The 24,648-nt window shown below is 71.0% G+C and carries 28 protein-coding genes; 6 read left to right on the top strand and 22 right to left on the bottom strand.

Going from position 1 to position 24,648, the window contains the following annotated elements:
- Positions 1-4 precede the first annotated feature (4 nt).
- The 7 genes from K1T34_RS05815 to K1T34_RS05845 are packed head-to-tail and all read right to left on the bottom strand — an operon-like array spanning position 5 to position 6,244.
- Positions 5-892 carry an alpha/beta fold hydrolase gene (locus K1T34_RS05815; protein WP_220243256.1) on the bottom strand — a complete coding sequence of 296 codons (888 nt, stop codon included), beginning with the start codon at positions 890-892 and terminating at the stop codon, positions 5-7.
- Positions 889-1,605 carry an alpha/beta fold hydrolase gene (locus K1T34_RS05820; RefSeq protein WP_220243257.1) on the bottom strand — a complete coding sequence of 239 codons (717 nt, stop codon included), beginning with the start codon at positions 1,603-1,605 and terminating at the stop codon, positions 889-891. The genes K1T34_RS05815 and K1T34_RS05820 overlap by 4 nt, the downstream gene beginning before the upstream one ends.
- A gap of 35 nt (positions 1,606-1,640) precedes the next feature.
- On the bottom strand, positions 1,641-2,423 hold the full coding sequence (locus tag K1T34_RS05825; protein WP_220243258.1) for an ABC transporter ATP-binding protein: 783 nt from the start codon (positions 2,421-2,423) through the stop codon (positions 1,641-1,643).
- The gene (locus K1T34_RS05830; protein WP_220243259.1) at positions 2,420-3,193 is read right to left on the bottom strand and encodes an ABC transporter ATP-binding protein; all 774 of its coding nucleotides are present in this window, start codon (positions 3,191-3,193) and stop codon (positions 2,420-2,422) included. The genes K1T34_RS05825 and K1T34_RS05830 overlap by 4 nt, the downstream gene beginning before the upstream one ends.
- The gene (locus K1T34_RS05835; RefSeq protein WP_220243260.1) at positions 3,190-4,173 is read right to left on the bottom strand and encodes a branched-chain amino acid ABC transporter permease; all 984 of its coding nucleotides are present in this window, start codon (positions 4,171-4,173) and stop codon (positions 3,190-3,192) included. The genes K1T34_RS05830 and K1T34_RS05835 overlap by 4 nt, the downstream gene beginning before the upstream one ends.
- Positions 4,170-5,048, bottom strand: a complete 879-nt coding sequence (locus tag K1T34_RS05840) for a branched-chain amino acid ABC transporter permease (protein WP_220243261.1) — start codon at positions 5,046-5,048, stop codon at positions 4,170-4,172. Before K1T34_RS05840 ends, K1T34_RS05835 begins: the two co-directional genes overlap by 4 nt.
- A gap of 8 nt (positions 5,049-5,056) precedes the next feature.
- A complete protein-coding gene (locus tag K1T34_RS05845; RefSeq protein ID WP_220243262.1) occupies positions 5,057-6,244 on the bottom strand; it encodes an ABC transporter substrate-binding protein in 1,188 nt (395 codons plus the stop codon).
- Between the two features lie 246 nt (positions 6,245-6,490).
- On the opposite strand from K1T34_RS05845, the gene K1T34_RS05850 reads away from it, so the two are divergent.
- Positions 6,491-7,285: an IclR family transcriptional regulator gene (locus tag K1T34_RS05850; protein ID WP_220243263.1), complete on the top strand. Its 795-nt coding sequence runs from the start codon at positions 6,491-6,493 to the stop codon at positions 7,283-7,285.
- Here the strand turns inward: K1T34_RS05850 and K1T34_RS05855 are convergent.
- The 8 genes from K1T34_RS05855 to K1T34_RS05890 all read right to left on the bottom strand — a co-directional run bounded on the left by K1T34_RS05855 (position 7,282) and on the right by K1T34_RS05890 (position 13,580).
- On the bottom strand, positions 7,282-8,013 hold the full coding sequence (locus tag K1T34_RS05855; protein ID WP_220243264.1) for a class II aldolase/adducin family protein: 732 nt from the start codon (positions 8,011-8,013) through the stop codon (positions 7,282-7,284). The two genes, K1T34_RS05850 and K1T34_RS05855, sit on opposite strands and share 4 nt — an antisense overlap.
- Positions 8,010-9,236 carry an NAD(P)/FAD-dependent oxidoreductase gene (locus tag K1T34_RS05860; protein WP_220243265.1) on the bottom strand — a complete coding sequence of 409 codons (1,227 nt, stop codon included), beginning with the start codon at positions 9,234-9,236 and terminating at the stop codon, positions 8,010-8,012. The genes K1T34_RS05855 and K1T34_RS05860 overlap by 4 nt, the downstream gene beginning before the upstream one ends.
- Positions 9,233-9,430 carry a ferredoxin gene (locus tag K1T34_RS05865; RefSeq protein ID WP_220243266.1) on the bottom strand — a complete coding sequence of 66 codons (198 nt, stop codon included), beginning with the start codon at positions 9,428-9,430 and terminating at the stop codon, positions 9,233-9,235. The genes K1T34_RS05860 and K1T34_RS05865 overlap by 4 nt, the downstream gene beginning before the upstream one ends.
- A 19-nt stretch (positions 9,431-9,449) precedes the next feature.
- Positions 9,450-10,253, bottom strand: a complete 804-nt coding sequence (hcaB, locus tag K1T34_RS05870; protein ID WP_220243267.1) for a 3-(cis-5,6-dihydroxycyclohexa-1,3-dien-1-yl)propanoate dehydrogenase — start codon at positions 10,251-10,253, stop codon at positions 9,450-9,452.
- On the bottom strand, positions 10,250-10,576 hold the full coding sequence (locus K1T34_RS05875) for a hypothetical protein (RefSeq protein WP_220243268.1): 327 nt from the start codon (positions 10,574-10,576) through the stop codon (positions 10,250-10,252). The genes hcaB and K1T34_RS05875 overlap by 4 nt, the downstream gene beginning before the upstream one ends.
- Complete coding sequence (locus K1T34_RS05880) at positions 10,573-11,154, bottom strand: 3-phenylpropionate/cinnamic acid dioxygenase subunit beta (RefSeq protein ID WP_220243269.1); 582 nt, start codon at positions 11,152-11,154, stop codon at positions 10,573-10,575. Before K1T34_RS05880 ends, K1T34_RS05875 begins: the two co-directional genes overlap by 4 nt.
- Positions 11,151-12,542 carry a Rieske 2Fe-2S domain-containing protein gene (locus K1T34_RS05885; RefSeq protein WP_220243270.1) on the bottom strand — a complete coding sequence of 464 codons (1,392 nt, stop codon included), beginning with the start codon at positions 12,540-12,542 and terminating at the stop codon, positions 11,151-11,153. Before K1T34_RS05885 ends, K1T34_RS05880 begins: the two co-directional genes overlap by 4 nt.
- Before the next feature lie 171 nt (positions 12,543-12,713).
- Positions 12,714-13,580, bottom strand: a complete 867-nt coding sequence (locus K1T34_RS05890) for an alpha/beta fold hydrolase (protein WP_255638343.1) — start codon at positions 13,578-13,580, stop codon at positions 12,714-12,716.
- A gap of 235 nt (positions 13,581-13,815) precedes the next feature.
- On the opposite strand from K1T34_RS05890, the gene K1T34_RS05895 reads away from it, so the two are divergent.
- Positions 13,816-14,829 (top strand): NADP-dependent oxidoreductase, encoded by a 1,014-nt coding sequence (locus K1T34_RS05895; RefSeq protein WP_220243271.1) that lies wholly within the window; start codon positions 13,816-13,818, stop codon positions 14,827-14,829.
- Positions 14,830-14,852: 23 nt separating this feature from the next.
- Here K1T34_RS05895 and K1T34_RS05900 read toward each other — a convergent pair whose 3' ends face one another.
- On the bottom strand, positions 14,853-15,566 hold the full coding sequence (locus K1T34_RS05900; RefSeq protein WP_220243272.1) for a Crp/Fnr family transcriptional regulator: 714 nt from the start codon (positions 15,564-15,566) through the stop codon (positions 14,853-14,855).
- A 169-nt stretch (positions 15,567-15,735) separates the two neighbouring features.
- On the opposite strand from K1T34_RS05900, the gene K1T34_RS05905 reads away from it, so the two are divergent.
- Genes K1T34_RS05905 through K1T34_RS05915 form a run of 3 tightly spaced genes read left to right on the top strand, consistent with a single transcriptional unit; the run spans position 15,736 to position 18,748 of the window.
- Positions 15,736-16,596 carry a VOC family protein gene (locus K1T34_RS05905; RefSeq protein WP_220243273.1) on the top strand — a complete coding sequence of 287 codons (861 nt, stop codon included), beginning with the start codon at positions 15,736-15,738 and terminating at the stop codon, positions 16,594-16,596.
- The gene (locus K1T34_RS05910) at positions 16,593-17,873 is read left to right on the top strand and encodes a cystathionine gamma-synthase family protein (protein WP_220243274.1); all 1,281 of its coding nucleotides are present in this window, start codon (positions 16,593-16,595) and stop codon (positions 17,871-17,873) included. Before K1T34_RS05905 ends, K1T34_RS05910 begins: the two co-directional genes overlap by 4 nt.
- Positions 17,873-18,748 (top strand): alpha/beta fold hydrolase, encoded by an 876-nt coding sequence (locus K1T34_RS05915; protein ID WP_220243275.1) that lies wholly within the window; start codon positions 17,873-17,875, stop codon positions 18,746-18,748. Before K1T34_RS05910 ends, K1T34_RS05915 begins: the two co-directional genes overlap by 1 nt.
- Positions 18,749-18,783: 35 nt before the next feature.
- On the opposite strand, the gene K1T34_RS05920 is transcribed toward K1T34_RS05915, so the two are convergent.
- The 6 genes from K1T34_RS05920 to K1T34_RS05945 all read right to left on the bottom strand — a co-directional run bounded on the left by K1T34_RS05920 (position 18,784) and on the right by K1T34_RS05945 (position 23,901).
- Positions 18,784-19,356: a TetR/AcrR family transcriptional regulator gene (locus K1T34_RS05920; protein WP_220243276.1), complete on the bottom strand. Its 573-nt coding sequence runs from the start codon at positions 19,354-19,356 to the stop codon at positions 18,784-18,786.
- Positions 19,357-19,425: 69 nt separating this feature from the next.
- Positions 19,426-20,226 (bottom strand): alpha/beta fold hydrolase, encoded by an 801-nt coding sequence (locus K1T34_RS05925; RefSeq protein ID WP_220243277.1) that lies wholly within the window; start codon positions 20,224-20,226, stop codon positions 19,426-19,428.
- Positions 20,227-20,339: 113 nt separating this feature from the next.
- Positions 20,340-21,242 (bottom strand): AraC family transcriptional regulator, encoded by a 903-nt coding sequence (locus tag K1T34_RS05930; protein WP_220243278.1) that lies wholly within the window; start codon positions 21,240-21,242, stop codon positions 20,340-20,342.
- Positions 21,243-21,352: 110 nt separating this feature from the next.
- Entirely contained in the window at positions 21,353-22,201 is an 849-nt protein-coding gene (locus tag K1T34_RS05935; protein WP_220243279.1) for an NAD-dependent epimerase/dehydratase family protein, read from the bottom strand.
- A gap of 100 nt (positions 22,202-22,301) precedes the next feature.
- Positions 22,302-23,213: an alpha/beta hydrolase gene (locus K1T34_RS05940; protein ID WP_220243280.1), complete on the bottom strand. Its 912-nt coding sequence runs from the start codon at positions 23,211-23,213 to the stop codon at positions 22,302-22,304.
- 46 nt (positions 23,214-23,259) lie between these two features.
- The gene (locus K1T34_RS05945; protein ID WP_220243281.1) at positions 23,260-23,901 is read right to left on the bottom strand and encodes an alpha/beta hydrolase; all 642 of its coding nucleotides are present in this window, start codon (positions 23,899-23,901) and stop codon (positions 23,260-23,262) included.
- Between the two features lie 144 nt (positions 23,902-24,045).
- Here K1T34_RS05945 and K1T34_RS05950 point away from each other — a divergent pair, with 144 nt between their 5' ends.
- Complete coding sequence (locus tag K1T34_RS05950; protein ID WP_220243282.1) at positions 24,046-24,645, top strand: TetR/AcrR family transcriptional regulator; 600 nt, start codon at positions 24,046-24,048, stop codon at positions 24,643-24,645.
- Positions 24,646-24,648 lie beyond the last annotated feature (3 nt).

A 24,648-nucleotide genomic window follows, 5' to 3' on the forward strand; every position in this document is an offset into this window, starting at 1 on the left:
GTGCTCAGGAAAGCCGGTCCAGCCACGCGATGACCAGCTCCGCCAGCACTTCGCTGTTGTCCTCGCTCATCAGCATGTGGCCGTTGCCCGTGTGCTCCGGATCGTCGAGGAAGCGGTAGGTGACGTCGGCGCCGTGCGCGGAGAGCCACTCGGCCGTCGCGCCGTCGGCCGCGCGCGGGTGATCCGTGTCGCGGTCGCCGGTGAGCACCAGCACGGGTTTGCCGTCGAAGCGGCCGGCCCCGCGCAGCTGGCTGCCGCGGACGTTCTGGCGCTGCGCCAGCAGCCCGGCGGGGATGGGGCCGAGCTGCCGGCTGTACGTCGCCACCGCGTCGGCCGGAAACCGTGTGCTGGCACCGATCATCTTCGCCCGGGCGAACGCGTCGTCCGGCCACCACAGGCCGCGCTTCGGGAGCCGCCACCGCAGGGCCAGGCCTTGGATCTCGACGTCGTCTTCGGTCTCGTCCAGCACGGTCGGCTCCGGCTGGATGTCGCCGGGCGGGCCGGGCGCGAGCGCGACCAGCGCGGCGATCCGGTCCCCGTGCGTGGCCGCCAGGCGAAACCCGAACGGCCCCGACATCGAGTGCACGACGAGCACCACCGGCCCGTCCTGCGCCTCGAGCAACGCCCCGAGCGCCGCGCAGACGACCTCACCCGTGACCTCGTCCGGCGGCGGCGACGTACTGCGCCCGGTGCCGGGCCAGTCCGGCACGAGCACCCGGTAGCCGTGCTCGACGAAAGTGTGGGCCCAGCCCGGGCGACCGTCCGGAGTCGACAGATAACACGCACCGGTCACGCTGCCACCGTGTACGAGGACGACACTGCGAGCCGGGGCGTGGTCCGGCCGCAGCTCGTCGTAGTACAGCGGCGCCAGGAAACCGGTGCGGTGCCTCACGCGGTGGCCTCCAGCAACGCCTTCGCGAGCTCGACCGGGTGCGTGAGCATGGCCTCGTGGCTGCCGGGGCACTCGACGATCCGCGGGTCGGCCAGGCGATGGGCGGACTGCTCGTAGGCCGTCTTCGGCACAGCCTGGTCCTGCTGGAGGAAGACGTAGCTGCTGGGGACACCCGAGGTGAAGAACCGCGTCAGCCGGACAGGTTCCGTGAGCCAGCCCAGCGGGCTCGGCACGATCCGTGCCGCGACGCTCGCGGCCAGCGTCTCGTCGGCGTCCTGCATGAACGCCCCCAGGAACATCTCGGGCGGCAGGGTGACGGAGTTGTCGGTGCTCTGCCCGGCCAGCGCGGTGACCGCGCCGACGAGCTCGTCCGGCAGGAGGTCGTTGATGCACTCGCCGTCCGACAGCACCCACGCGTCGACGAAGACGGTGCGTTCCACGCGTTCGGGCTGCTGTTCCGCGACGAGCTGGATCACCGGGCCGCCGCCGCTGTGGCCGACGAGGACGAACCGGTCGAAGCCGTGCCGCTCGATCCGATCGATCAAGTCGTCGACCATGGTGGTCAGCGTGACGCCGGAGCGGTCGACGTCGCCGTCCTCCTGGCCGCGCAGAGTCGGGGCGAACACCTCGTGACCGGCGGCACTCAGCTGTTCGGCCACGCCGTCCCACGCCCAGCCGCCCTGCCACCCGCCGTGGACGAGCACGATCTTCATGGGAACTCCTCGTTGAGCTTCTACTGTGGACAGTCTTAAGTGGTCTGCAGCGGTTCGCGCAACCCGGCGGGCAACGCGCGGGCGTGACCCACGGCGACGGCGTCGCGGGCGGTGCCGAGGTAATGGCGGCTCACGTCCTCGTCGGCGAGCAGGGCCGCCGCGGTGTCGGTGCGGGTGATGGTGCCGTTCTCCATCACCACGCCGTGGTCGGCGATGCCGAGCGCAGCAGCGGCGTTCTGCTCGGCGAGCAGGATCGTCACGCCGTCGCGCGCGAGCTGTTGCAGCACGCCGAGGATCTCGGTGACCAGCAAGGGCGCGATGCCCAGCGACGGTTCGTCGAGCAGCAGCACCTTCGGCTCCCGCACGAGCGCCCGCGCGATGGCCAGCATCTGCTGCTGCCCGCCGGACAGCAGCCCGGACTGGCGGGTGGCGAACTCGCGCAGGATCGGGAACAGGCTGTAGACGCGCTCCAGGCGCTCGGTCGCCGCTGTGCCGCGCACTCCCGTGCCGTGCAACCCGACCTGCAGGTTCTCCGCGACGGTCAGGTCGCCGAAAAGCTGCCGCCCGGCCGGGACGAGGCACACGCCGCGGCGCGCCACCTCGTGCGCGGGGAGCCCGGCGACCGGTTCGCCGCCCAGCGTGACTTCCCCCGCGGACGGCCGGTGCAGCCCGGCGAGGCACTTGAGCAGCGTGGTCTTGCCCGCGCCGTTGGCGCCGATCATCGCGACCATGGTGCCGTCGGGGACCTCGCAGGAGACCTCGTGCAGCACGCGGGTGGAGCCGTAGCGGGCGTCGAGGCCGCGGACGGTGAGGTTCATGGCTTCACTCCCAGGTAGGCCTCGATCACGGCCGGGTCGGCCTGCACGCGCTGCGGCACGTCGTCGGCGATCACGCGGCCGGCGTCGAGGACGGTGACGTGGTCGCTCACGGTCATCACGAGCTCGATGTTGTGTTCGATCACCACCAGCGAGATGCCGCCCGCGCACACCGCGCGCAGCGCCGCCGCGAGCTCACCGGTCTCCGTGTCGTCGAGCCCTGCCGCCGGTTCGTCCAGCAGCAGCAACGTCGGCCCGCCCGCGAGTCCCCGCGCGACCTCGACCAGCCGCTGGGCACCGGCGGGCAGCTCGCCCGCGAGGGAGTCGGCGTACGCGCCGAGCTCCAGGAACTCCAGCAGCTCGTCGGCGCGGCGGCCGAGGGCGCGTTCCTCGCGGCGGGTGCCCGGCAGGCGCAAGCCGTCGGAGAGGAACCGCGCACGGGTGAAGCGGTAGCCGCCGAGCATCACATTCTCACGCACGGTCAGCGTGCCGACCAGCCGAGCCGACTGGAAGGTGCGCGCGAGGCCGAGCGTGGGCAGCCGGTGCGGGCGGACGCCGGTGATGTCCTGTCCGGCGAACTCGACGCGGCCGGCGTCGGGCGCGGTGAACCCGGTCATGAGGTCGAGCAGCGTGGTCTTGCCGGCGCCGTTGGGGCCGATGATCGCGCGCACGGTGCCGGGGGCGACGGTGAAGCTCACGTCGTCGACCGCGGTCACGCCGCCGAAGCGGCGGGTCAGGCCGTGCACGGCCAGCAGCGGGGTCTCGGTGGTCATCGCTGCACCGCTTTCTTGATCGCGCCCCAGATCCCGCGCGGCAGGTAGGTGATCACGACGATGAGCACGACCCCGGCCACGAACGGCGACCAGGACGCGAAACTCTGCCCCACCTCCGGCAGCCCCTGGATCACGAGCGCGCCCAGCAGCGGCCCGACGATCGTGCGCGCGCCGCCGAGCGCGAGCATGATCACGATGCTCAGCGCCACCGTCACGCCGACCACTTCCGGCGAGATGAACCGCAGGTAGAACGCGTAGAGGCTGCCGCCAAGCGAGGCGTAGACGGCGGAGACCACGAACGCGCTGGTCTTGTAGCGGGCCGCGTTGATGCCGAGCATCGTCGCGGCCGCCGGGTCGGCGGCGATGGCCGAGAGCGCCCGCCCGGTCTGGGAACGCTGCAGGTTGCCGACGAACCACGCGCCGAGCCCGCACACCACGAGCAGCAGGTAGTAGTTGGCCTGGTCGCTGAAGACGTCGAACGTGCCCAGGCGCAGGCTCGGCACGCCGACCAGGCCCGAGGGCCCGCCCGTGAACCCGGTGAGCCCGGACGCGAGCGACTCGGTGATCACGGCCAGCCCCAGCGTCGCCAGCGCGAGGTAGTAGCCGCGCAGCCGCAGGAACACGGTGCCCAGCCCGGCCGCGACCGCAGCGGAGACCACGGCCATCACGATCATCGCCACCAGCGTCGGCCAGTGCCAGCGCAGCGTGAGCAGGCCCGCGCCGTAGCCGCCGATCGCCATGAACAGCGTCTGTCCCAACGAGACCTGGCCCGCGTAACCCATGAGCAGGTTGAGCCCGAGCACGATCAGGAAGAAGATCCCGGCGATCACGAGCAGGCCCAGCCAGCCCGGGACCAGCAACGGCAGCACGAGGGCGACGACCACCGCCACGGCCGCGACGACCAGCCGCTGCGGTGACCGACCGCGGCCGGCCTGCGGGCGGGCCGCGGTGGTGGGAGTGGTCTGTTCCTGCGTGGTCATCGGCGCACCTCGCTCGTCTTGCCCAGCAGCCCGGTCGGTCGCACGAGCAGGAGCACGATGAGCACGGCCATCGCGATCACCTGCGCGAGGTCACCGCTGGTGTAGCGGCTGAAAAGTCCTTGCAGCAGACCGAGAACGAGGCCGCCGACGACGGCACCGGCCGTGCTGCCGAGGCCGCCCGCGACCGCCGCGATGAACCCGGCGACCGCGTACGGCGTCACCGTGGAGAACTGCAGGAACGTCGCCGGGATGACCGTGGTGCCGGCCAGCGCCGCCATCGCGCCGGCGAGGCTGAACGCGATCAGGCGGATGCGCCCGACGTTGATCCCTTGCAGCGCGGCGGCTTCCGGGTTGCTCGCCGTGGCGCGCATCGTCAGCCCGAGGCTCGTGCGCTGCACCAGGAACCAGAGGGCGGCCACCGTCACCACGAGCGCGCCGATGATCCACAGGTACTGCGACACGATGCGGACGCCGCCGATCGTGATCGCGGTGTCTCCGCTGAAGGGCTGCATCGTGTACGGCAGGTTGCCCCACACGAGCAGCAGCAGCCCGCCGATGGCCTGCAACAGCCCGACGGTGACCAGCAGCATCCGGTCCGGCGTCGCGCGGGCCGCGGCCGGCGCCATCACCAGCCGTTCCACCACCGCCATGAGCAACGCGAACAGTGGCACCACGATAACCACGGTGACCAGCGGTGGCACACCGAGCCACTGCTGGATCGACACGGCCAGCAGCGCCGCGAGCACCACGAACCCGCCCTGGGCGAGGTTGATGATGCGGCTGATCGAATAGACGAGCGAGACGCCCAGCGCGATCAGCGCGTACACGCCCCCGTCGGCGAGGCCGCCGACGATGACCTGGATCAGTCCGGACATGGCCGTGCTCATCTCCCCACGAAGGTCAGCCGGCCACCGGTCGCGCGCACGATGCCGACGTCGTCGGCGCCGATCCCGCGGTGGTTGTCCCGGGCGAACGAATAAGTGCCGACGACACCTGAGACCCCGCGCAGGCTCTCCAGTGCGTCACGGGTTGCGGCGACGTTGCCGTGCGCCTTCTCCAGCGCCTGCGCGACGAGCAGCACCCCGTCGTAGGCGACGCCGGGGCCGAAGTCGGGGTCGGCACCGTAGCGGGCGCGGAACTCGTCGTGGTAGCCGCGTTCCAGCTGCTGCACCTGGGTGCTCGGGTTCTGCTGCTGCCACCAGAAGTCGCGCGTGGCCGGGATGAGCAACGTGTCCGGCGTGTAGTCGGCGATGCGGCGCAGGAACGCGTAGGTGAGGTTGCCGTCAGTGGTCGCGACCGGGAGCTTGAGTCCCATTTGGTCGATGCCCTTGAACGCGACACCCGCGGCCGCGCCGCTGCTCCACACCACCAGCGCCTGCGGCTGGCCCGAGGTGGTGGCTTGCAGCTGCGAGGTCACCGACACCGCGGTGGGGCTGTAGCTGGCCTGTCCCACCACGGAAACGCCCGTGTGCGCGGCGGCCGACTGGATCGCGTGCGCGCCGTCGAGACCGCTCGCGTCGGTGGTGTAGATGAGCCCGACGCGCGTGATGCCCTGGCTCTTCCAGTACGCCAGCAGCCGCTCGGCGAGCGTGTCGGTCGGCGCGCTGGCCGACCACTGGTACGAGCCCGGTTTCGGCTTCACACCGGGGGAAAGGCAGTAGTCGATCAGCTGCGCGCTGGACGCCAGCGGGATCACGGCCTGGCACGGACCCGACAGCGACGGTCCGACGAGCGCGTCGACGCTGCCGAGCATCTTGCGCGTCTGCAGTACGGCCTGCGCGGGATTGCTCTGGTCGTCGGCGGTGCGCAGCCGCAGGGGCTTGCCGTTGACGCCGCCGCGCGCGTTGATCTGGTCCACCGCCAGCTGCGCGCCCTGCAGCTCGCCGACGCCGAGCTGGCTGCCGGTGCCGGTCTGGCTGGTGATGAGGCCCAGGGTGTAGGCGGAGTCGTCTGAAGCGGCTGAAGCGGAGCAGCCGGCCGTGGCGAGTGCGAGAGCCGCGAACACGAAGCCGAAGCGGCGCCGTGGTGGGGACGGTCTCGACGACGGGGAGAACTGAACAGCAACGGTCATGGTTCACCAGTCTTCTGCGATGAAGAAGTGCGCTCTGTCTAACAGAGGTTGAGAACCGGGTCAAGCCACAGGTTCGCCGTGCGTTCCCAGCGTTTCGAAACGGTTGCGGACCGCGTTTTCCGCTGCCCGCAAAGGTGAGTCGTTCTCGAGTTCTTGCCTGCCGGGCAAGCGTTCCCGGCGCGGACCGCCTGCGGCGCGGTGATCACCGCGCCCCGCCGGCTTCGCCGCTTGCCGTACGATTCTGCTATGAAGAAGCCCGCTCTCGACCCCGCCGGCGCGCACTCGCCCGCACCGCAGTACCCGATCGACTCGGTCGACAAGGCGCTTCGGATCCTCCTGCTGCTGGGGGATCGCCCCGAGCTGCGGATGACGGACGTCGCCGAGTACCTGGGTGTCGCCTCTTCCACCGCGCACCGCCTGCTGGCGATGCTGCAGTACCGCGGTTTCATCCGGCAGGACGCGCGAACGAAGACCTACCGGCCGGGCACCTCGCTCACGGCCGTCGCCTTCGCGATCCTGCAGCGGTTCGACGTGCGCGAGACGCTGCGCCCGTTCCTCGAGAAGCTCAACAACGAGTTCGCCGAGACCGTGCACCTCGCGATCCTCGACGGCACCACGGTGCGGTTCATCGAGGCCATCGAAAGCCCGCGCGCGGTCCGGGTCGCCTCGCGGCTGGGCCAGGCGATGCCCGCCAACTGCACCTCGACCGGCAAGGCGCTGCTCGCCGAGCTGTCCACCGAGGACCTGCACCGGATGTACCCGGACGAGCAGCTGGAGACTCTCACGCCCAACTCGATCGGCACGCGCAGCGAGCTGGAGCTGGAGATCGAGAGTGTGCGCCGGCGCGGCTATTCGACCAGCAGCGAGGAGAGCGAAGAGGGCGTGGCGTCGGTCGCCGTCGCCTTCCCCGCCGGGAACCTCCCCGCGCGGCTCGCGCTGAACGTCTCGCTGCCGGTCGGGCGGCTGTCGCGCGCCGAGGTCCGGCAGATCGGCGAACGTCTCAAGGAGACGGTCGCCGAAGCCACGCCGCTGTTGCATTAACAGCTGGTGCGCTGGCCGAGCCGGGCGAGCTCGTGGCGCCAGGCCACGCCCTCGTTGAAGGCGGGCCCCAGGTCGGGCAGCTCCGCCAGGTCCTCGGGCGGCAGGTCGGCGAGCCGGCCGCCGGCACTCACCACGTCCAGCGCCATCCGTGCGAGCGTGTCCACAGACAACGCGCGCAGCACCGCTTCCTGCACCGAACCGCCGCTGCTCGTGAGGCCGTGCCCACGCAGCAGAACGACCGGCCGGCCGGCCATCGCGGAGACCATTTCCTTCGCCAGCGCGCGGTTGCGGACCAGGACCCCGCGCGGGTACACGGGCACGCCGCCGGCCGCGAGCTTGGCGCCGGGGATGTCGTAGGCGCCCACGATGGGCCGGATCGCCAGCCCCGCCAGGTCCGCCGCGACGACCGACGGCGGGTGCGCGTGCACCACGGCCTTCACCTCGGGATCGGCGCGCAGCACCTCGGTGTGCAGGGGCAGCTCGTTGGGGACCGACCAGCCGTCGAGCTCCCCGGACGCCGCGGCCGCGCCGTCGAGGTCGACCAGCCGGATGTCCTCGGGCGTGGTCCACGCCAGGCCCCGCTCCTGCTGCCCGCGGCAGCGGACGAGGAGGCGTTCGTCATCGATGCGCAGGGAAACATGGCCGAGGAACCCTTCCGCCAGCCCGCGGGCGGCGAGCACGCGGCAGGCGTCGGAGACGAGCTGCCGTTCCTGCTGCAACTCGGTCATGCCGCGCTCACCGGGGCGATCAGCTTGTCCAGCACGGAAAGTCCTTCCTCGTAGGGGGTTCCGGCGGTGATGAGCCGGCGCGCGGCGACGAGCAGCTTCGGCCAGTTCACCGTGACGGCCGCGGAAAGCCGGCCGGTTTCGTCGCGGTAGAGCGCGGCGAACCGCGGTGCATCGGTGGTGGGATCTCCGGCCAGCTCGAAGCCGGTCGCCCGGTTCGGCCGTCCCGCGATCTGGATCTTCCAGTCGTACTGGTCGCTCCACGCGTACTCGGTCGGCCGGTACTGCACCGGCTCCTCCGGGTGGACGACGTTGTGCGCCACGCACGCCGCCTGCTCGACCGCGTTGGTCCAGTGCTCGACGCGCACGTGCTCGCCGTGGCCGGCGTGGAACCAGCGGGCGACGTCGCCGACGCCGAAGATCTCCGGGTGCCCGGTGGCGCGGCAGAACTCGTCGCACACGAGGCCGTTGTCCAGCTCCAGCCCCGAATCGGCGAGCCATTCGACCGCCGGCACCGCGCCGATGCCGACGACTGCCGTGCCCGCGGGTAGCACCGTCCCGTCGGTGAGCGTGATATCCAGCGCGCCCACCCGCCCGGACACCGCCCGGACGCCGATGCCGAAGCGCGTCTCGACGCCGTGGCGCCGGTGCACGTCGCCGACCAGCCGGCCCACCTCGTCGCCGAGCACGCGCGCGATCGGCGCCGGCAGCGGGTCGACGACGGTGACCTCGCGGCCGGCGGCGTGGGCGGTGGCCGCGACCTCGGCGCCGATGAACCCGCCGCCGACGACCACGAGCGGCCCCGGTTCGGCGAGCGCGGCCCGCAAGCCCGTGCCGTCGGTGAGGGTCCGGAGCACGTGCACCCCGGATTCGGCGGCCCACGGCGACGGCCGCGCGGTGGCGCCGGTGGCGATCACGAGGGTGTCGTAGCCGAGGTCGGTCCCCTCGGCCAGCTCGACCGTACGCGCGACCGGGTCGACGCCCGTCGCCGCGACGCCGAGCCGCAGCTCAATGCCGTCGGCGGCGGCTTCCTCCGCCGTGAGCAGCGCCAGCCGGTCGTGCTCCCACGCGCCGGCGAGGAACTGCTTGGACAGCGGCGGTTTGTCGTAGGGCAGATGCGGTTCGGCTCCGACGAGGACGATCCGGCCGTCGTGGCCCTGCGCCCGCAGCGCCTGCGCCGTGCGGACACCGCCCACCGACGCGCCGACGATCACGACCGTGCTCATCCGTCGACCACCCCCAGTGCCTTGACCGGGCAGCTGCGCGCGGCCGCTTCGACGCGGGCGCGGTCGGTCTCGGGGATGGTTTCGGTCAGCAGGACGACTTTGCCGTCGTCGTCGATGTCGTAGACGTCTTCGGCGGTGGTGAGGCAGTTGCCGTACCCCTGGCAGAGGTCGGTGTCGGCGGTGAGCTTGGCCATCGGTCTTTCCGTTTCGGGTTCAGGATCGCTTGCGGGGCGCGGAAACACCGATGCCGCCGTCGGGGTGGACGGCCTGACCGGTGATGCCGCGAGCGCGGTCGGAGGCGAGGAACACGTAGCTCCACGCGTGGTCCTCGCCGCTGAGCGCCACGTGCAGGGGCACGCGCGCGGCGAGCTCCTCGGCCCGCCGCGGCGCGTCGCCGAGGCTGCGCTCGGCGGTGCCGAGGCTGGGCAGGCCGCGCAGGTCGGTGCCCAGCGTCCCGCCGGGCGCGACGCCGTTCACGCGGATCTCCGGCGCGAGGTCGTGCGCGAGCGCGGTGACGAGCCCGCGCACGGCAAACTTCGACGACAGGTACAGCACGCCGCCGCGCCCCGGGTAGTACGACGACGTCGACTCGGTCAGCAGCACCACGCCGTGACCCGAGCGCTTCAGCTCGGGCAGCGCAGCCTTCACCGAATGCAGGTGGCTCTTGACGTTGGTGCGGAACATCTCGTCGAACGCGTCGTCGAGCACGTCGGCGTCGAGGTCCTCGATGCTGCGGTAGAAGTCGAAGACACCGACGCAGTTGACGAGCACGTCGAGGCCGCCGAACGCGGCGACGGCGGCGGCCACCGCGCTGTCGTTGGCCACTCGCGTGGTGGCGTCGCCGACCGTGACCGGCACATCCGGGACCTCGGCTTCGAGCGCGGCCGCCTTGGCCGCATCGCGTTCGAGCACGGCGACGCGGGCGCCTTCCGAGCGGAACGCGTCGACCACGGCCCGGCCGATGCCCGAACCGGCGCCGACGACGAGCGCGCGGCGGCCCTCCAGCCAGCCCGTCACGAGTCCTCCCCCGGGTCGGTGGGTTCGGTGGCCACGAGCGGGCCGAACGGGTGGCCGATCATGGCGGAGAACGTCTCGGTGTTCTGCCAGGTCAGCGCCTCCAGCTCCAGCGGGCACAACGACACCCACTGGCCCGACTTCGGCGACTCGATCAGCAGCCGGGCACCGTTGCGCGTGTCGACGCGCCGCACCAGGATCTCGGCGAACTCGTTGCCGAGCCGGATGACCTCGCCCGTGGTGTGGGCGACCAGTTCGTCGTGTTCCGCGGCAGCCGCGGCCGCCGCGCGGGCGTCCTCGGCCTCGCCTTCCCAGGAGAGGTTCACAGGAAGATCGCCAGGTTCTGCATGCGGATCACCGAATCGTCGACGAGGATCGTGCGCCGCGCGAGCTGCCAGCCGTCGGGCGTGCTGCGCAGCAGATCCTCGCGCCCGGCGGAGACGATCGAGCCGGACAGCACGTCGCCGCGGCTGCGGAACAGCAGCGTCGCGGACTCCACGACGAGGTGGTTGTCGTCTTCGGTCGCGAAGGTGCGCACGTTGGACAGGTGGTGGCGCAGGCGCGAAGGCGGGTCCTCGGTCCAGGCGTGCTCGGTCATGAACCGCGCGACGCGCCGCGACAGCGAGTACTTGTCCTCGTCGAAGTGCGCCATCCCCGGCGCGGTGTCGAACCCGGCGCCCAGCGCGGTGGTGACGCGCACCGGCATCAGGTAGTGGATGTCCTCGGTGAGCGTGGTCAGCCACTGCTCGTAGTCCTGCGCGTCGAGCAGCCACGCTTCGTCGACCAGCCACTGGTGGGCCCGGAGGTGGCGGGCGTCGTCGAACGGCAGCGGCCGGCCGGTGCGCAGGATGCGGGACGCGTGCGCCCCGAGCGGCGAGCGGCTGGAGTGCGTCTCGGTGGTCATGCCTGCACCGCCTCGGCGGTCTCGGCCGGCGCGCCGACTTCCAGGGCGGTGGCCGATTTCGCCGGCTGTTCGAGGTAGTCGGCCCAGCGGTTGAGCAGCTCGCGCTGGTTGTACTCGCCGTAACCGGTGTGCGCGACGCCCGGGCCGTGGAACTGTTCCTGGGTGAGCGCGGGGACGACCTCGGTGTCGTCTTCGAGGATGCCCATGCGGCTGTTGAGCTTGAGGCGCCGCGCCATCGAGCCGGCGGCGGTGTTGGTGAGCGAGACCCAGTTCTCGACGTCGTCCTGCTCGAACATGCCGGTGGACCCGAAGCACATCAGATAAGCCTTGTAGGACAAGGCCTTGTACTCCTCGGGCGCCTCCGCGTCGACCGCGAACCAGGACAGCACCTCGGTCTCGTTCTCGCTGATCGGCTGCCACTGGCGGACGGAGATGAACGGCAGCACGTCGTCGGAATCCGCGACGCGCGGCCAGTTGTGCACGAACGACAGGTTCGGGAACACCGAAGCGGCGGAGATCATGAAGCCGTCCTCGCCGATCACCTGCTGCTGGGCCTGCGAGAAGGTGGCCTTCATCCGGTCGACCATCTCCTGCGGGTAGCCGACGTAGCGCGTGCGCTCGTCGAACCCGCCCGGCGGCAGCTTGTAGGTGGTGCCGCCGCCGTTGCCGGCCCAGTAGGTGGCGCCGTCCTTGCGCTTCTCCGCCTTCGGCTCGCGGAACAGGCCGATCTCCACGACGGACGTGTGCGTCTGCGGCGTGTGGTACATGTCGCCGGCGAAGTTCTCGGCGCCGATCTTCCAGTTGGCCTTCACGCGCCAGCGCTGCGGGCCGCGCAGCTCGATGCCGCTGGGGCTCTGCTTGGTGTAGAAGTCGAGGTAGAAGCGGAAATCGCCGAGGAAGTCCACCAGCGGCGGGGCTTCCGGGTCCAGCGAGACGAAGATCAGCCCGTTGTAGGTGTCGAGGTTCGGCGCCGGCAGCAGCCGCTGGCCCTTGCGCTTGAACCCGGCCTCGCCGCCGTAGGCCTCCTGGTGGAACGGCAGCCCGACGATCCGGCCGTCGTTGCGGTAGGACCAGCCGTGGTAAGGGCACCGGAAGTGCGAGGCGTTGCCCATCTCCGCACGGCAGACCTGCATCCCGCGGTGCAGACACATGTTGAAGTGCGCCCGGATCTCGCCCTTCTCGTCGCGCGTGACGATGAACGAGTCGTCCAGCACGCGGCGCACCACGTAGTCGCCGGGCTTGGCGATCTCCGACTCGTGGGCCACGAACAGCCACGCCCGGCCGAAGACGCGCTCCCGCTCCAGCTCGAAGATCTCCCGGTCGTTGTAGATGTGCGCCGGGATCATCCCGCGCCGCACGTCGGACAGGGTGCCGGACTGATCCGTCATCGTCGACTCTCCTCAAACCAAAACTCTGTAGAGCAGAACTAATCTCTGAACAGTAGAGCAGACGCAGAGATCGGGAGTCAATCGCCGGGGTGGGCCTCGAGGTGCGAGCCCGGACACGCCGAAGAGCGCCGCCGAAGACAGCTCGGCGGCGCTCACGGTGAGGCTGGTCGGTTACTCGGGCTTGCGGTACCGGCGCGCGAAGAAGGCCAGGACGTCTTCCACGAACCGCTGCGCGTGCTCGATGTTGGGCAGGTGGCCGCATTCGGCGTACACACGCAGCTCGGCGTCCGGGAGGCGCGCGGAGATCTCGTCCGCGTACCCGGGCTCGCGCAGGGGGTCCTCGGCGCCGGCGATCACCAGGGTCGGCACGCGGACGCGTTCGTAGGCGATCGGGTCCTTCTTGCCGAAGTTCTCGCCGCCGTGGTCCGGCGTCAGCGGCTTCGGCGGCCGCAGCCGCGCGGACGCAGCGCACTCCCACGCGCCGGGTTCGAGGCTCATCCGGTGGCGCCGGCGCACGTACTCGGGATCGTCGGCCCAGCGGCTGGAGTACATCGCCGTGCGCAGGATCTTCGCCATCCCGGCTTCGGTGAGGTCGTACTTCTGGATGGCGGCGCGGGCCTCGTTGAACGGGATGAACCCGCCACCGCTCGCCAGCACCGCCGCGGCGACCGGGAGCAGCGGGGTCTCGGTCGCGAGGTCTTCGGCCAGGTAGGTGCCGCCCATCGAGTTCCCGACAAAGGCCGCGGACTCGATGCCCAGCACCCGGACGGTGGCGGCGATGTGCCGCACCCGCCGGCCCTTGGGGTCGGCGAAGTCGATCACCTTGTCGGTTTTGCCGTAACCCAGCCAGTCGGGCGCGTACACGTGGTACCCGGCGTCGGCCAGGCCCGGGATGGTCTCCGTCCACGAGCCTTCGGCCGACGACCCGTACTCCCCCGAGTGCAGCAGGACCACGGGCGGCCCGTCGACCGGTCCCGCCTCGAGGTAGTGGGTACGCATGCCGTCGACGGTGACGAATCGGCTCGAGAGCTCGGCCACGGGTCCTCCTCTTCGGTGGGTCCCGACAATCGCGGTTCTGCCCCGTGCTCGTCAGCGACCTGGCTTCCGTCCGGGTGTAACTCGAGGCACACGCCCCCTTCTCGACCTGGGGTTCCCGACCTGGGTGCAGCCGCGACCCAACCCAGGTCACTGCGGTTTCGATCAAGCCGGTGAACCCTGGGCTGGCCGTGCTGAAATCCGCGCCCGTACGCGAGGGCGCTCTGAGGAGAAGCCCATGTCGATGACACACACCCGGCGCTATGTCCTCGCCGCCCGGCCCGCCACCACGACCGGGCCGCTCGAAGACGGGGTGCTGCGCTACGAGGACCACGCGCCCGTGCCCGCGTTGCGGGACGGCCAGGTGTCGGTGAAGGTCGGGTGGCTGTCGCTGGACGTCGCCACCCGCGGCTGGATGAACGACGTGCGCAACTACCTGCCACCCGCACCTCTGGGCGAGGCGATGCGTGCGCTGGGCGCCGGCGTCGTCACCGAGTCGCGGTACCCGGGCCTGGTAACCGGCGACCGCGTGTCCGGACTGCTGGGCTGGCAGGAGGACGCCGTGGTCGACGGCTCGACCCTGCGGAAGGTGCCCGACGGCGTGCCGCTGCAGGCCGCGCTGCACGTGCTCGGCATCTCCGGCCAGACGGCGTGGCTGGGCCTGCACGACATCGGCCGGCCTCGGGCCGGTGAAACGGTGGTCGTCACCGCCGCGGCCGGCGCAGTCGGTTCCATCGCGGTGCAGCTCGCCGTGGCCGCCGGCGCCCGCGTGATCGGCGTCGCGGGCACGCCGGAGAAGTGCGATCTCGTGCGCGAACTGGGCGCCCTCGACTGCGTGAACTACCGCACGCAGGACGTCGAGGCCGCGATCACCGAGCTCGCCCCCGACCGCGTGGACGTGGTGTTCGACAACGTCGGCGGCGCGATCCTCGACGCCCTGCTGCCCCACCTCGCGGTGAACGCCCGCGTCGTCCTGTGCGGCGCGGTGTCCCGCTACGACAAGGGCGGCCCCGTCCCGCTGCGGAACTGGTTCCACCTGCTGCCGAACCGCGTGCGCATGGAGGGCTTCATCTACATGGACCACGCCGCCCGCTTCGACGAAGTCGAGGCCGACCTCCTGCCCCGCGTCCGCGCCGGCGAGCTGCGCTGCCAGGAACACGTGATCGACGGCCTGAAGGCCGCACCCGACGGCATTCAGGTCCTGCTGAACGGCAGCAACAACGGCAAGGTCCTCGTGAAACTGGGCGACTGACCCATCCCCTCGAGTCGCCCGGCCTATTCGCCCGAGGTCGTCGAGGTGTCCAGCCCCGCGGCCACACCCTCGAGGACCTCGGGCCGCACGATCAACAGCCCGCCCTTCGGCAGCCGGCGCAGCACGCCGCGCTCGCGCAGGGACCGCAGCGAGCGCGCCACCACCTCGCGGACCGAGCCGACCGACTGGGCGAGCTCGTGCTGGTCGGCCATCACCACGAGGCCCTCCGGCTGCCGCACGGCCAGCTCCAGCAGGTGCCGGCTCACGCGTTGATCGATGGTACCGAAGACGTTGGCGCCCAGGGTGTCGATGACTTCGTAGCAGACGCGCGCCATCTGGCGGGCCAGCGACCACGCGACGCGCGCGTCGGTCTGGCCGAAGCGGCGCAGGGTCTCGGGGTTGAGGAACGTGATGCGGCATTCGGTGATGGCGTAGCCCAGCCACGGCGAGCCGTTGGCGATCGCCGAGGTGAGGCCGAGGATCTGACCCGCGCCGGCGTAGCGCACGGTGGCCGTGCGGCCGTCGGGTCCACTGAGGACCACGCGGGTGAGTCCCGAGTGGATCAACGCGAGCGTGGGGCGGTTGTTCTCGCCGATGACGTTGCCGGCCGGGACGGTGACGACGAAGGCCTCCGCGAGCATCGCGTCGCGGACGTCCGCCGGCAGCTCGGCGAGGTGGCTGTGGCGCCACGCCTCCAGCGACCCGCCCAGTGCCCCGCCGCTGTGCACCGCGTGCATCCCGGTACCTCCTGGCCGGCCGGTCGGCTTCGAACCCACTCGACTTTACCTGCCGCCGCGACCACGGCAAACGCGGTCGCCGGCCCGCCTTGACAGCTAAGTTACGAAAGGTAAGCTACGTTTCGTAACTTAGCCGGGTTCGAGCCGGCGATCCGACAGGAAGAAGGCCATGCGGAGTCATCTCAACGGCATCGACCACTGCTGCGTGCTGGTCCGGGATTTCGACCGGGCGCGTGACACGTTCACCCGCCTGGGGTTCACCGTGTCCCACTTCGGCCGGCACGCCACCGAAATGGGCACCGGCAACCACAACGTCCTGTTCGAACAGGACTACTTCGAGCTGCTCGGCGTGCGGGAACCCACCGAGTACAACGAGGACATCCGCGCCGCGCTGAGCGTGCGCGAGGGCATCGCGGCCGTCGCGCTGCGCACGGACGACACCGCGGCGGCGGCCGCCGAATGGCAGGCGACGGGCCTTGCCACGACGGAACCCCAGACCGTGCGAAGGCCGGTCGAACTGCCCGACGGCACCGAGACCGAGGCGGTGTTCTCGATCGCACGGCTCACCGACGTCACCGGATACCTGCAGCTGTTCTCCAGCCAGATCCTGACGCCGGAGCACACGTGGATCTCCGAGCTGATGAAGCACCCCAACACGGCTTGGGGCATCGACCACGTCGCGATCGTCGCCGAGGACGCCGAGACGTCCGCCGCGAATGTTGCCCGCGTGTTCGAAACCGAACCCGAAGCGCACACGGCCGGGACCCTCGAGGTACCGACCGGCGGCAGCCCGATCGTCTACCTGAGTCCGGCGTCGTTCGAAGAGACCTACCCCGGTATCGACCTGCCGCCGACCGGCCTCACAGTGCTGGCGGTCAAGGTGTTCGACGAGAACACCGCGGCTGCGCACCTTCGCACATCCGGTGTTCCTTTCACGACAACCGAACGCGGTCTGGTGGTGGCACCCGAACACGCGAACGGGATCCTGCTGGTGCTCCGCGCCGCCACGCACTCCGGGGAGGACGCGTGAAGTCGTCGAACTACAAGCAGCGCACGGTCGGCGACCGCACGCTGCGTCCGGAAACGCTCATGATGGGGTTCGGATACTCACCCGCGTTGTCCGAAGGCGCACTCAAACCACCGGTTTTCCTCACCTCCACGTTCGTTTTCGAAACCGCGCAACAGGGCAAGGACCAGTTCGACCTCACGTCCGGCCGGCGCCAGGCCCGCGACGGCGAGCAGGCCGGCCTCGTCTACTCCCGCTTCAACAACCCGAACTTCGAGATCCTGGAAGACCGGGTCGCCGTCTGGGACGACGCCGAGCGCGGCGCCGTCTTCGCCTCGGGCATGGCGGCGATCGCCACCACGCTGCTCACGTTCTGCAAGCCCGGCGACGTCGTGTTGCACTCGCGCCCCCTCTACGGCGGCACGGAAACACTGATCCGCAACACGCTTTCCGCGTTCGGGATCGGTTCCGCGGGCTTCACCGACGGCACCGATCCGGAACACGTCGAGGCCGCCGCCCACGCGGCAATGGAGCAGGGCACCGTGAGCGTGCTCTTCGCCGAAACACCCGCCAACCCGACAGGCGGACTGATCGACCTCAAGGTGCTGTCCGACGTCGCCGACCTGGTCGGCACCCGGCAGGGCAAGCGGCCACTGGTGATCGTCGACAACACGTTGCTGGGCCCCATGTTCCAGCAACCTCTGCGCCACGGCGCCGATCTCGCCGTCTACTCGCTGACCAAATACGCCGGCGGCCACAGCGACCTCATCGCGGGCGGCGTCACCGGCAGCGCCGAACACGTCGGCCGGATCGTGCAGACCCGCAGCGCCCTCGGCACCCAGCTCGATCCGAACACGTGCTGGATGCTGCTGCGGTCATTGGAAACACTGCAGATCCGAGCTGAGCGAGCGGCCGCCAACGCGCGCCGCCTGGCCGAGTTCCTGCGTGACCACGACAAGATCACCCAGGTCGACTATCTCGGTTTCCTCACCGCCGACGACCCGCGCAAAGCCGTGTTCGACCGCCAGTCCACCTCGCCGGGATCCACGTTTTCCTTCTACGTCAAGGGCGGCGAGCCCGAGGCGTTCGCGTTCCTCGACCGCCTGCAGCTGTGCAAGCTGGCCGTGAGCCTGGGCGGCACCGAGACGCTGATCTGCCACCCCGCGTCCACGACGCATTCGGGCGTGCCGGCGCCACTGCGCGAGGAGATCGGGCTGACGGACTCGCTCGTGCGGATCTCGGTGGGCATCGAGAACGTCGACGACCTCATCGCCGACCTCACGCAAGCGCTGGACTTCTGATGCCGCGGGCCGCAGCCGAGGGCTGCGCGCTGGAGTACGACACCGTCGGCCCGGACTCCGGCGAACCGCTCGTAGTCGTCCAGGGCCTCGGCGACCAGCTGACCAAGTGGGACGACGGCTTCCCCCAGGCCCTGGCCGCGCGCGGGTTCTTCGTGATCCGCTTCGACAACCGGGACGCCGGCCTGTCCACCCACTTCCCCGACGCCGGCATCCCGGACCTGGGCGCGGTGTCGGCCGGGTCCGCGGAACTGCCCTACTGTCTCGAGGACATGGCCGCCGACGTCGTGGCGGTGCTGGACGCGGTGGGCGTGGACCGCGCGCACCTCGTCGGCGCCTCGATGGGCGGCATGATCGCACAGCTCGTCGCGGCCGACCATCCACATCGGACACGGTCGTTGACGTCCATCATGTCTTCCACGGGCAATCCCGCGTTGCCTCCCCCGACACCGGAAGCCATCACCGCACTCACCGCCCCGGCGCCCGACCCCTCGAACGAGGAGGTCTACCTGAACCACGTCGCGGCTGCAGCCCAAGCCTTGGGCAGCCCGGCCTACCCGTATGACGAAGCCGAACTCCGGGCCACGATACTGTCCACAGTGCACCGCGACCACGACCCGGCGGGCCTGCAACGCCAGCTCGCCGCCCTCCTGGCCAACGGCGACCGCCGCGCGAAGCTCCGGCGCATCACCGCGCCCACGCTGGTCATCCACGGCGCCGACGACCCCCTCATTCCTCCAGCCGCCGCCGAGGACACCGCGTCGACCATCCCGGGCGCCGAACTGCTCGTCATCCCCGGCATGGGCCACAACCTGCCCCGCGAGCTCTACGACCGCGTAGCCGACGCGATCGCCCGACTCGCCGCAACCCCAGCCTGATCAGCCGCCCGCGCACCTCACTCACGCGGGCGGCTTCAGCTGTCCCGCACCACAGCCAGGATGATGCGCCCCACCGCGTCGATCGCCTGCGGCCCCGGCAGCCGGCCCGCGATCGCTTCCCGCGACAGGGATTCCGCCGCGCCGATGACCCCGAGCATCACGGTCCGGTCCAGCTCGCCCGGCACAAACCGGTGCAGCGCTTCGAGATACAGATCCACATATCGCTCACGCCCGGCGTGCAGCACTTCCTCCATGTCCGGACTGGTCGACAACGCCGCCGTGATCGCGCCGTACTCCTGTCCGATGTGCAGCACACACCCGACGTACGCCTCGGCCAGCAGCGCGGCCGCTTCCTCCGGCGTGCGCGCCTTCGTGTCGAACGCCACCCGCACCGCCTCGGACTGCTGCTCGTCGACCCGCTGGTACAACGCCTTCACCAGCCCGGCGCGCGTCTCGAAGTGCCCGTAGACGATCGGCTTCGTCACGCCCGCCTGCTCGGCCACGCGCGCCAACGTCAGCGCGTCGGCCCCGTCCGCGCGCACCACCGCCGCGGCCGTGTCGAGCAGCTGGCCGTGCCGCTCGTCGTACGACATCCGCCGTCCGGCCACGAAACCCCTCCAGCCCGAAGTAAGTTACGAACCGTATCTTACGCCACCGGCGAGTGTGGTCCACTGTGGTCACCGCCGCACCGTGGCGAAGTGGCCGAGCAGCTGCTCGGCCACCCGCTCAGGCTGCTCCAGGGCGACCGAATGCCCGGCGGCCGCCACCACCACGTACTGCCCGCCGCTGGCCTCCGCGATGGTCCGGCCGGAGATCGGCTGCGGGTACGTCTCGTCCTCGCTGCCGGCGACGGCCAGCACCGGCGTCGCGCAGCCGGCCAGCTCCGCCTCGATGCCCGTGCGGTGGATCACGCCGTGCACACTCTCGGCGATCGCCGGCGGCAGCTGCGCCATGAACGTTCGCCACGGATCGCACAGCTGCGGGCGCGAGGTGAGGCTGGTCGCCCCGAACATGACCCGCAGGAGGACGTCGATGATGACGCCGGGCCCGTGCGCCTCGACAACGCCGGAGAGCTGCTGGTACTCCTCCAGCCGGTTCTCCGCCTCCGCCGACGATCCCAGCGCGGCCGCGGTGAGCAGGAGATCCGGCCGGCGCGCGGCGAGCCGGAGCGCGACGAACCCGCCCATCGAGTTGCCGACGAAATGGCACGGCCCCAGCCCCAGCGCCTCGATCAGCGCGGCGGCGTCGGCGGCGAGCGTGTCCATGTCCAGCCGGTCCCGCCGGTCCGGCGCGCTGCCGCCCTGGTTGCGGTGGTCGTAGGCGACAGTCCGGAACCCCTCGCCGGCCAGGATCTCCACCAGCGGCGCGAACATGGTGCGGTCGAAGAACAACGAGTGGCTCAACACGACCGCGGTCCCGGACTCGGGGCCGGCCGCGGTGTAGGCGAGGCTGGTCCCGTTGACGTCGATGGTCGGCATGGCGCGGTCTCCCTGGCTGCGGTGGCGTGACTTCCCGACGCTAGGAGCACTCCGTCAGCCCGGATCTCGCATTCGCGCACAACCACTCTCCGAACACGCAAACCCCGTCTGCCTCAGCCGGACTCGCGCGCCTCACCCGGCGTCATTCCGTAGCGCTGCTTGAACGCCACCCCGAAACTCGTCGCCGACCGAAAGCCACACGCGAACGCCACGCTGCCGACCGTGGCTCCAGGCGCCCGGCGCAGCACCTCCATCGCCCGCCCCAGCCGCGCCTCCCGGATCAACCGGCCGGGGCTCGTCCCCGCGCGCTCCAACGCCAGCTGCACCTGCCGCAACGACCACCCCAGCGCGTGCGCGACCCCCGCCGGCGTGAGATCCGGGTCCGTCGCGTGCTCGGCCACGTACACCCGGACCGCGCCCTCCACCGCCGCCAACGACCCGGTCCGGCCATCCGGCCGCACACACAACGGAACCAGCCCGGCGATCGACTCCGCCGCCCGGACGAACTCCACCCGGTCGAGCGTCGAACGCTGGGCGCTGAGCGTCCGCACCATCGTGCGCACCACCGCCCCCAGCCCCTGGCTGCAGTCGACCACCCCCGCGGCCCGGCCCGCGCCCAGATTCAGCACCCACCCCCGCGCCCGACCCGCGTGCCGCAGGACCAGCGGCCGGCTCTTCCCGGCGACCACGCCCTGCCCCGGCCGCAACCGGACGTCCGCCCCGTCCTGATCCACCACGAGCTCACCGGCCCCCGCGAGCACGAGCACCAGCCCGCTGTCGTCGTCGGCCCGGATATCCGCGCGCGTCCGCGAGTACTCCACAGCGTCGGACCAGAACTCGACCAGCTGCTGCTCCCCCGCGCGCTGTACGACCGTGCCCCCGCGGAACCCCGCCGGCTCGGCGAACCGCACGTGCAACGCACCGTGGTTGTCCCGCACGTGCTCGACCCAGAACCCTGTCGGATCCTCCGGCGCGCCCGCGGCCGCGTCCGTCACCCGCACCTCGTACGACCCCACGGCCCGCCCACCTCCGCCATTCCCGTCGACGCGCTGGGCCCATGCTAAGCCGATCACGTCGAGCCCGGCGGTGGTCGGGCTGGGCAAGACCACCGCCGGCGTTGCCGGGATCAGCCCTGGGCGAAGACCGCCAGCGGGTCGGTGTGCCGCGGCCGCCAGCCCAGCTCGCGCTGTGCCTTGGCCGGCGTGAGCTGCTGGTCGAGCGCGAACGCGTCGGCGATCGGGCCCATCTCGGCCTGCGCCTGTTCCAGCGGGATCGACGTGGTCTTGCCGGCGAGGCCCGCGGCGTGAGCGCACGCCTCGGCGACCTGCTTGGCGGTCGGGTTGACGCCGCCGACGCCCACGTAGACCGAGCCGGCCGGCGCGGAGAGGGCGGCGACGTAGAGCGGGGCGAGATCGTCGATGTGCACGAGCGCCCAGTGGTTCGCGCCGTCGCCGATGTAGGGGATGGCGCCGTTCTTCTTGCCGGGCTGGACGATGAAGACGTCGATCAGGCGGTTGTCACCGCCGTAGAGCAGGCCGGGCTGCACGATGACGGGGCGCCCGCCGTGGGCCAGCACGGCGTCCTCCACCGGCTTGCGCCACGCGACCGCGGCGGGCGGGTTCCAGGGCGCGGTCTCGTCGGCGACGCCGTCGGTGTCGCCGTAGACCCAGGTGCCGCCGGTGTGCACGTAGGTGCCGGCGCCGACGCCGTCCTGCATCGCCGTGGCGGCGGCGAGGTCCTCGTCGCCCGATTCGGCCTGCGCCAGGTGGATCACGGCGTCGGCGCGGGCCGCGGAGTCCTTCAGCACGGCCAGATCGGTGAGACCCCCGCGGACCGCGATGGCGCCGGCCGCGACCACGGTCGCCTCCGCGCGGTCGCTGCGAGCGAGCGCCTCCACGGCGTGCCCCTGCTTCACCAGCTCGCCGATCGTGGCCTGTCCGATGTAGCCGGATCCGCCGGTCAAGAAGACCCTCATGACAACTCCCTTTTGCTCACAATGGATACAGAACAACTGTGCGTCTAGGCCGAGGTGTACGTCCAAGACCTCTTTCGGTCGCTGTGATACCTTCCGGATATCACCGCGCGGCGAGGTGCCGCACGAACCAGTCCCGCGCCGCCTGCGAAGCGACCTTGAAGCCCTCACCCGTGTACGCGTCGAAATGGCCGCCCGGCAGGAAAACGATGTCCTTCGGCTCGGCCGCGCCGGAATAGGCGACGGCCGCGAGGTTGCCGCCCGTCAGGCCGTCTTCGCTGCCGACGATCATCAGCAGCGGCGTCGGCGTCACCTCCGGCAGGTACTTCGCCGGCTCGTAGCAATAGAAGTTGTCGAGGCTGCGCAGCGTGACCTCGTTGGGCCAGCTGGGATCCAGCTCCGCACGCGCGCGGGTGAACCACTCGTGCGAGTCACGCGTCGGCAGCCCCACGAGCTGTCCGGGGTCGGTGCCGATGACCGGGATCGTCGCGGCGGCTTCCCCGCGAGCGCGGGCCCGGCGGTCGGCCGTGAACACGTCCGGTCCGACGACCTGGTTGTCGACCCGCGCGAGGTTCGCGTAGGTCGCGCGGCCGCTGACGAACGGCGCCTGCGTGACCACGGCCTTCACCCGCCGGTCCATCGCCGCGACGACATAGGCGTGCGCGCCCGAGAAACTGGTGCCCCACACCCCCACGCGGCCGGGGTCCACATCGGACCGGTTCTGCGCGTGGGTGATCGCGTGCCGGTAGTCGCCGACCTGCACCCACGGGTCGATCTCGTGCCGGGGCTGTCCCGGCGCCGCCTCCGAATCGCCCCAGCCGCGGTTGTCGTACAGCAGCACCGACAGGCCGCCGGCGGCGAAGACCTCGGCGAACCGGTCGAGGTACATCCGCTTGGTCGAGCTCCAGCCGTGGGCCATCACCACACACGGCGCGGGCCCGGCGACCCCCTCGGCCTCGTAGAACCAGCCACGCAGCAACGCTCCTTCGGCATCGAACTCGATGTCGTGACGCATGGGTGTGCCTCCTCGAACACTGGTGGTACAGGGAAATCCCTGATGTCTAACGGATCTGCTTGCCGACGAAAGCCGCGACGTCCTCGATCTCCCGGCCCCGGACGTCATGGCCCAGACCGGGGTAGACGTGGCTCTCGACGGTGGCGTGCCGCGCCAGCCACCGGTCCGTCCGGGCGAGCACCGCAGCCGGGATGACACCGTCTTCCCTTCCCCGGCCCCAAAAGACGGGCGACCGCGTGGTGCTCAAGAGCTCGTCACCGGGTTGCTCGTCGCGCACGACGAAACCCGCCAGGTTCACGCCGTACGCGAAGCGCGCAGGCGCCTGCCGCATGAGCTGGTGGACCATGGCGCCACCCTGGGAGAAGCCGAGCAGCCCGATCGACGGCGCGTCGACCGTCTCCAGCCACGCCAGGACATCGAGCGTCGCCGCGTTGGCCACCCGCGGCTGAGGGTCGCCGATCGGGTTGCCCTGGCTGGGAAACCACGCGTACCCGCCGGCCTCCGGAATGCGCGCCCGCACCGACGCGACCACGACCTCCGCCGGCAGCAGCGGCGTGATCAGCCGGTGCAAGTGCGTCTCGTCGTAGCTCCAGCCGTGCAGCATCACCAGCAGCGGCCGCGACCCGCGCGCACTCTCCACTTCGGACCACAGCACCGCGGCGCGGTCCATCCCGGGTTCCCTGCTCATCTCGCTCCCGTCGTCGATCACCTCGACTGTGCGCCGGGCACGTGAGCCGCGTCCAAGACCTGTTCCGCGCTCTGTGATACCCAACGGGTACCACCGCAGGTCCGTGGGCTTGAAAATCCCCCGCCGGCGACGAACACTGAGTGGGTGAACTCAGAATCGCCGCGCGCGGGCCGGCCGCTCGGCTTCGACCGCCACGAAGCCCTGAACAGCCTGATGACCCTGTTCTGGCACGTCGGCTTCGACGGCGTCACCCAGCAGCAGATGGCCGCGGCGACGGGACTGTCCACGTCGAGCCTGTACAACTCGTTCGGCACGAAGATCGAGATCTACCGCGAAGCCGTCGACGAGTACCTCGTGCTCATGCAGGACGTCCTCGCACCACTGCAGCAGGGCGAGCGCGGCAGCGAAGACGTGCTCGAAGCGTTGTCCCGCCTGGAATCCGTGCTCGACGGCCCGAACGCGGGCTTCGGCTGCCTGGCCACCACGGCGATGTCCAAGCCGGTCGACGAGCACGTCGTCACCGCCACCCGGCGCTACCGCGAGCAGCTCCGCTCGGGGTTCCTGGCCGCCCTCGAACGCGGCCGCGAGCTGGGCGAGTCCACCGCCGACCCGGCCGTGCTCGCGGATCTGCTCACCGCCACCGTGCTCGGCACGCTCACCATCGCACGCGCCGACCCCGACGGCCGCGAGCTGGCCGCCCAGCTGAAGTCGGTGCGCGCGTTCGTGGAGAGCAGCCGCGCCTGAGCT

The organism is Amycolatopsis sp. DSM 110486 (genome assembly GCF_019468465.1).
Taxonomy (GTDB): domain Bacteria; phylum Actinomycetota; class Actinomycetes; order Mycobacteriales; family Pseudonocardiaceae; genus Amycolatopsis.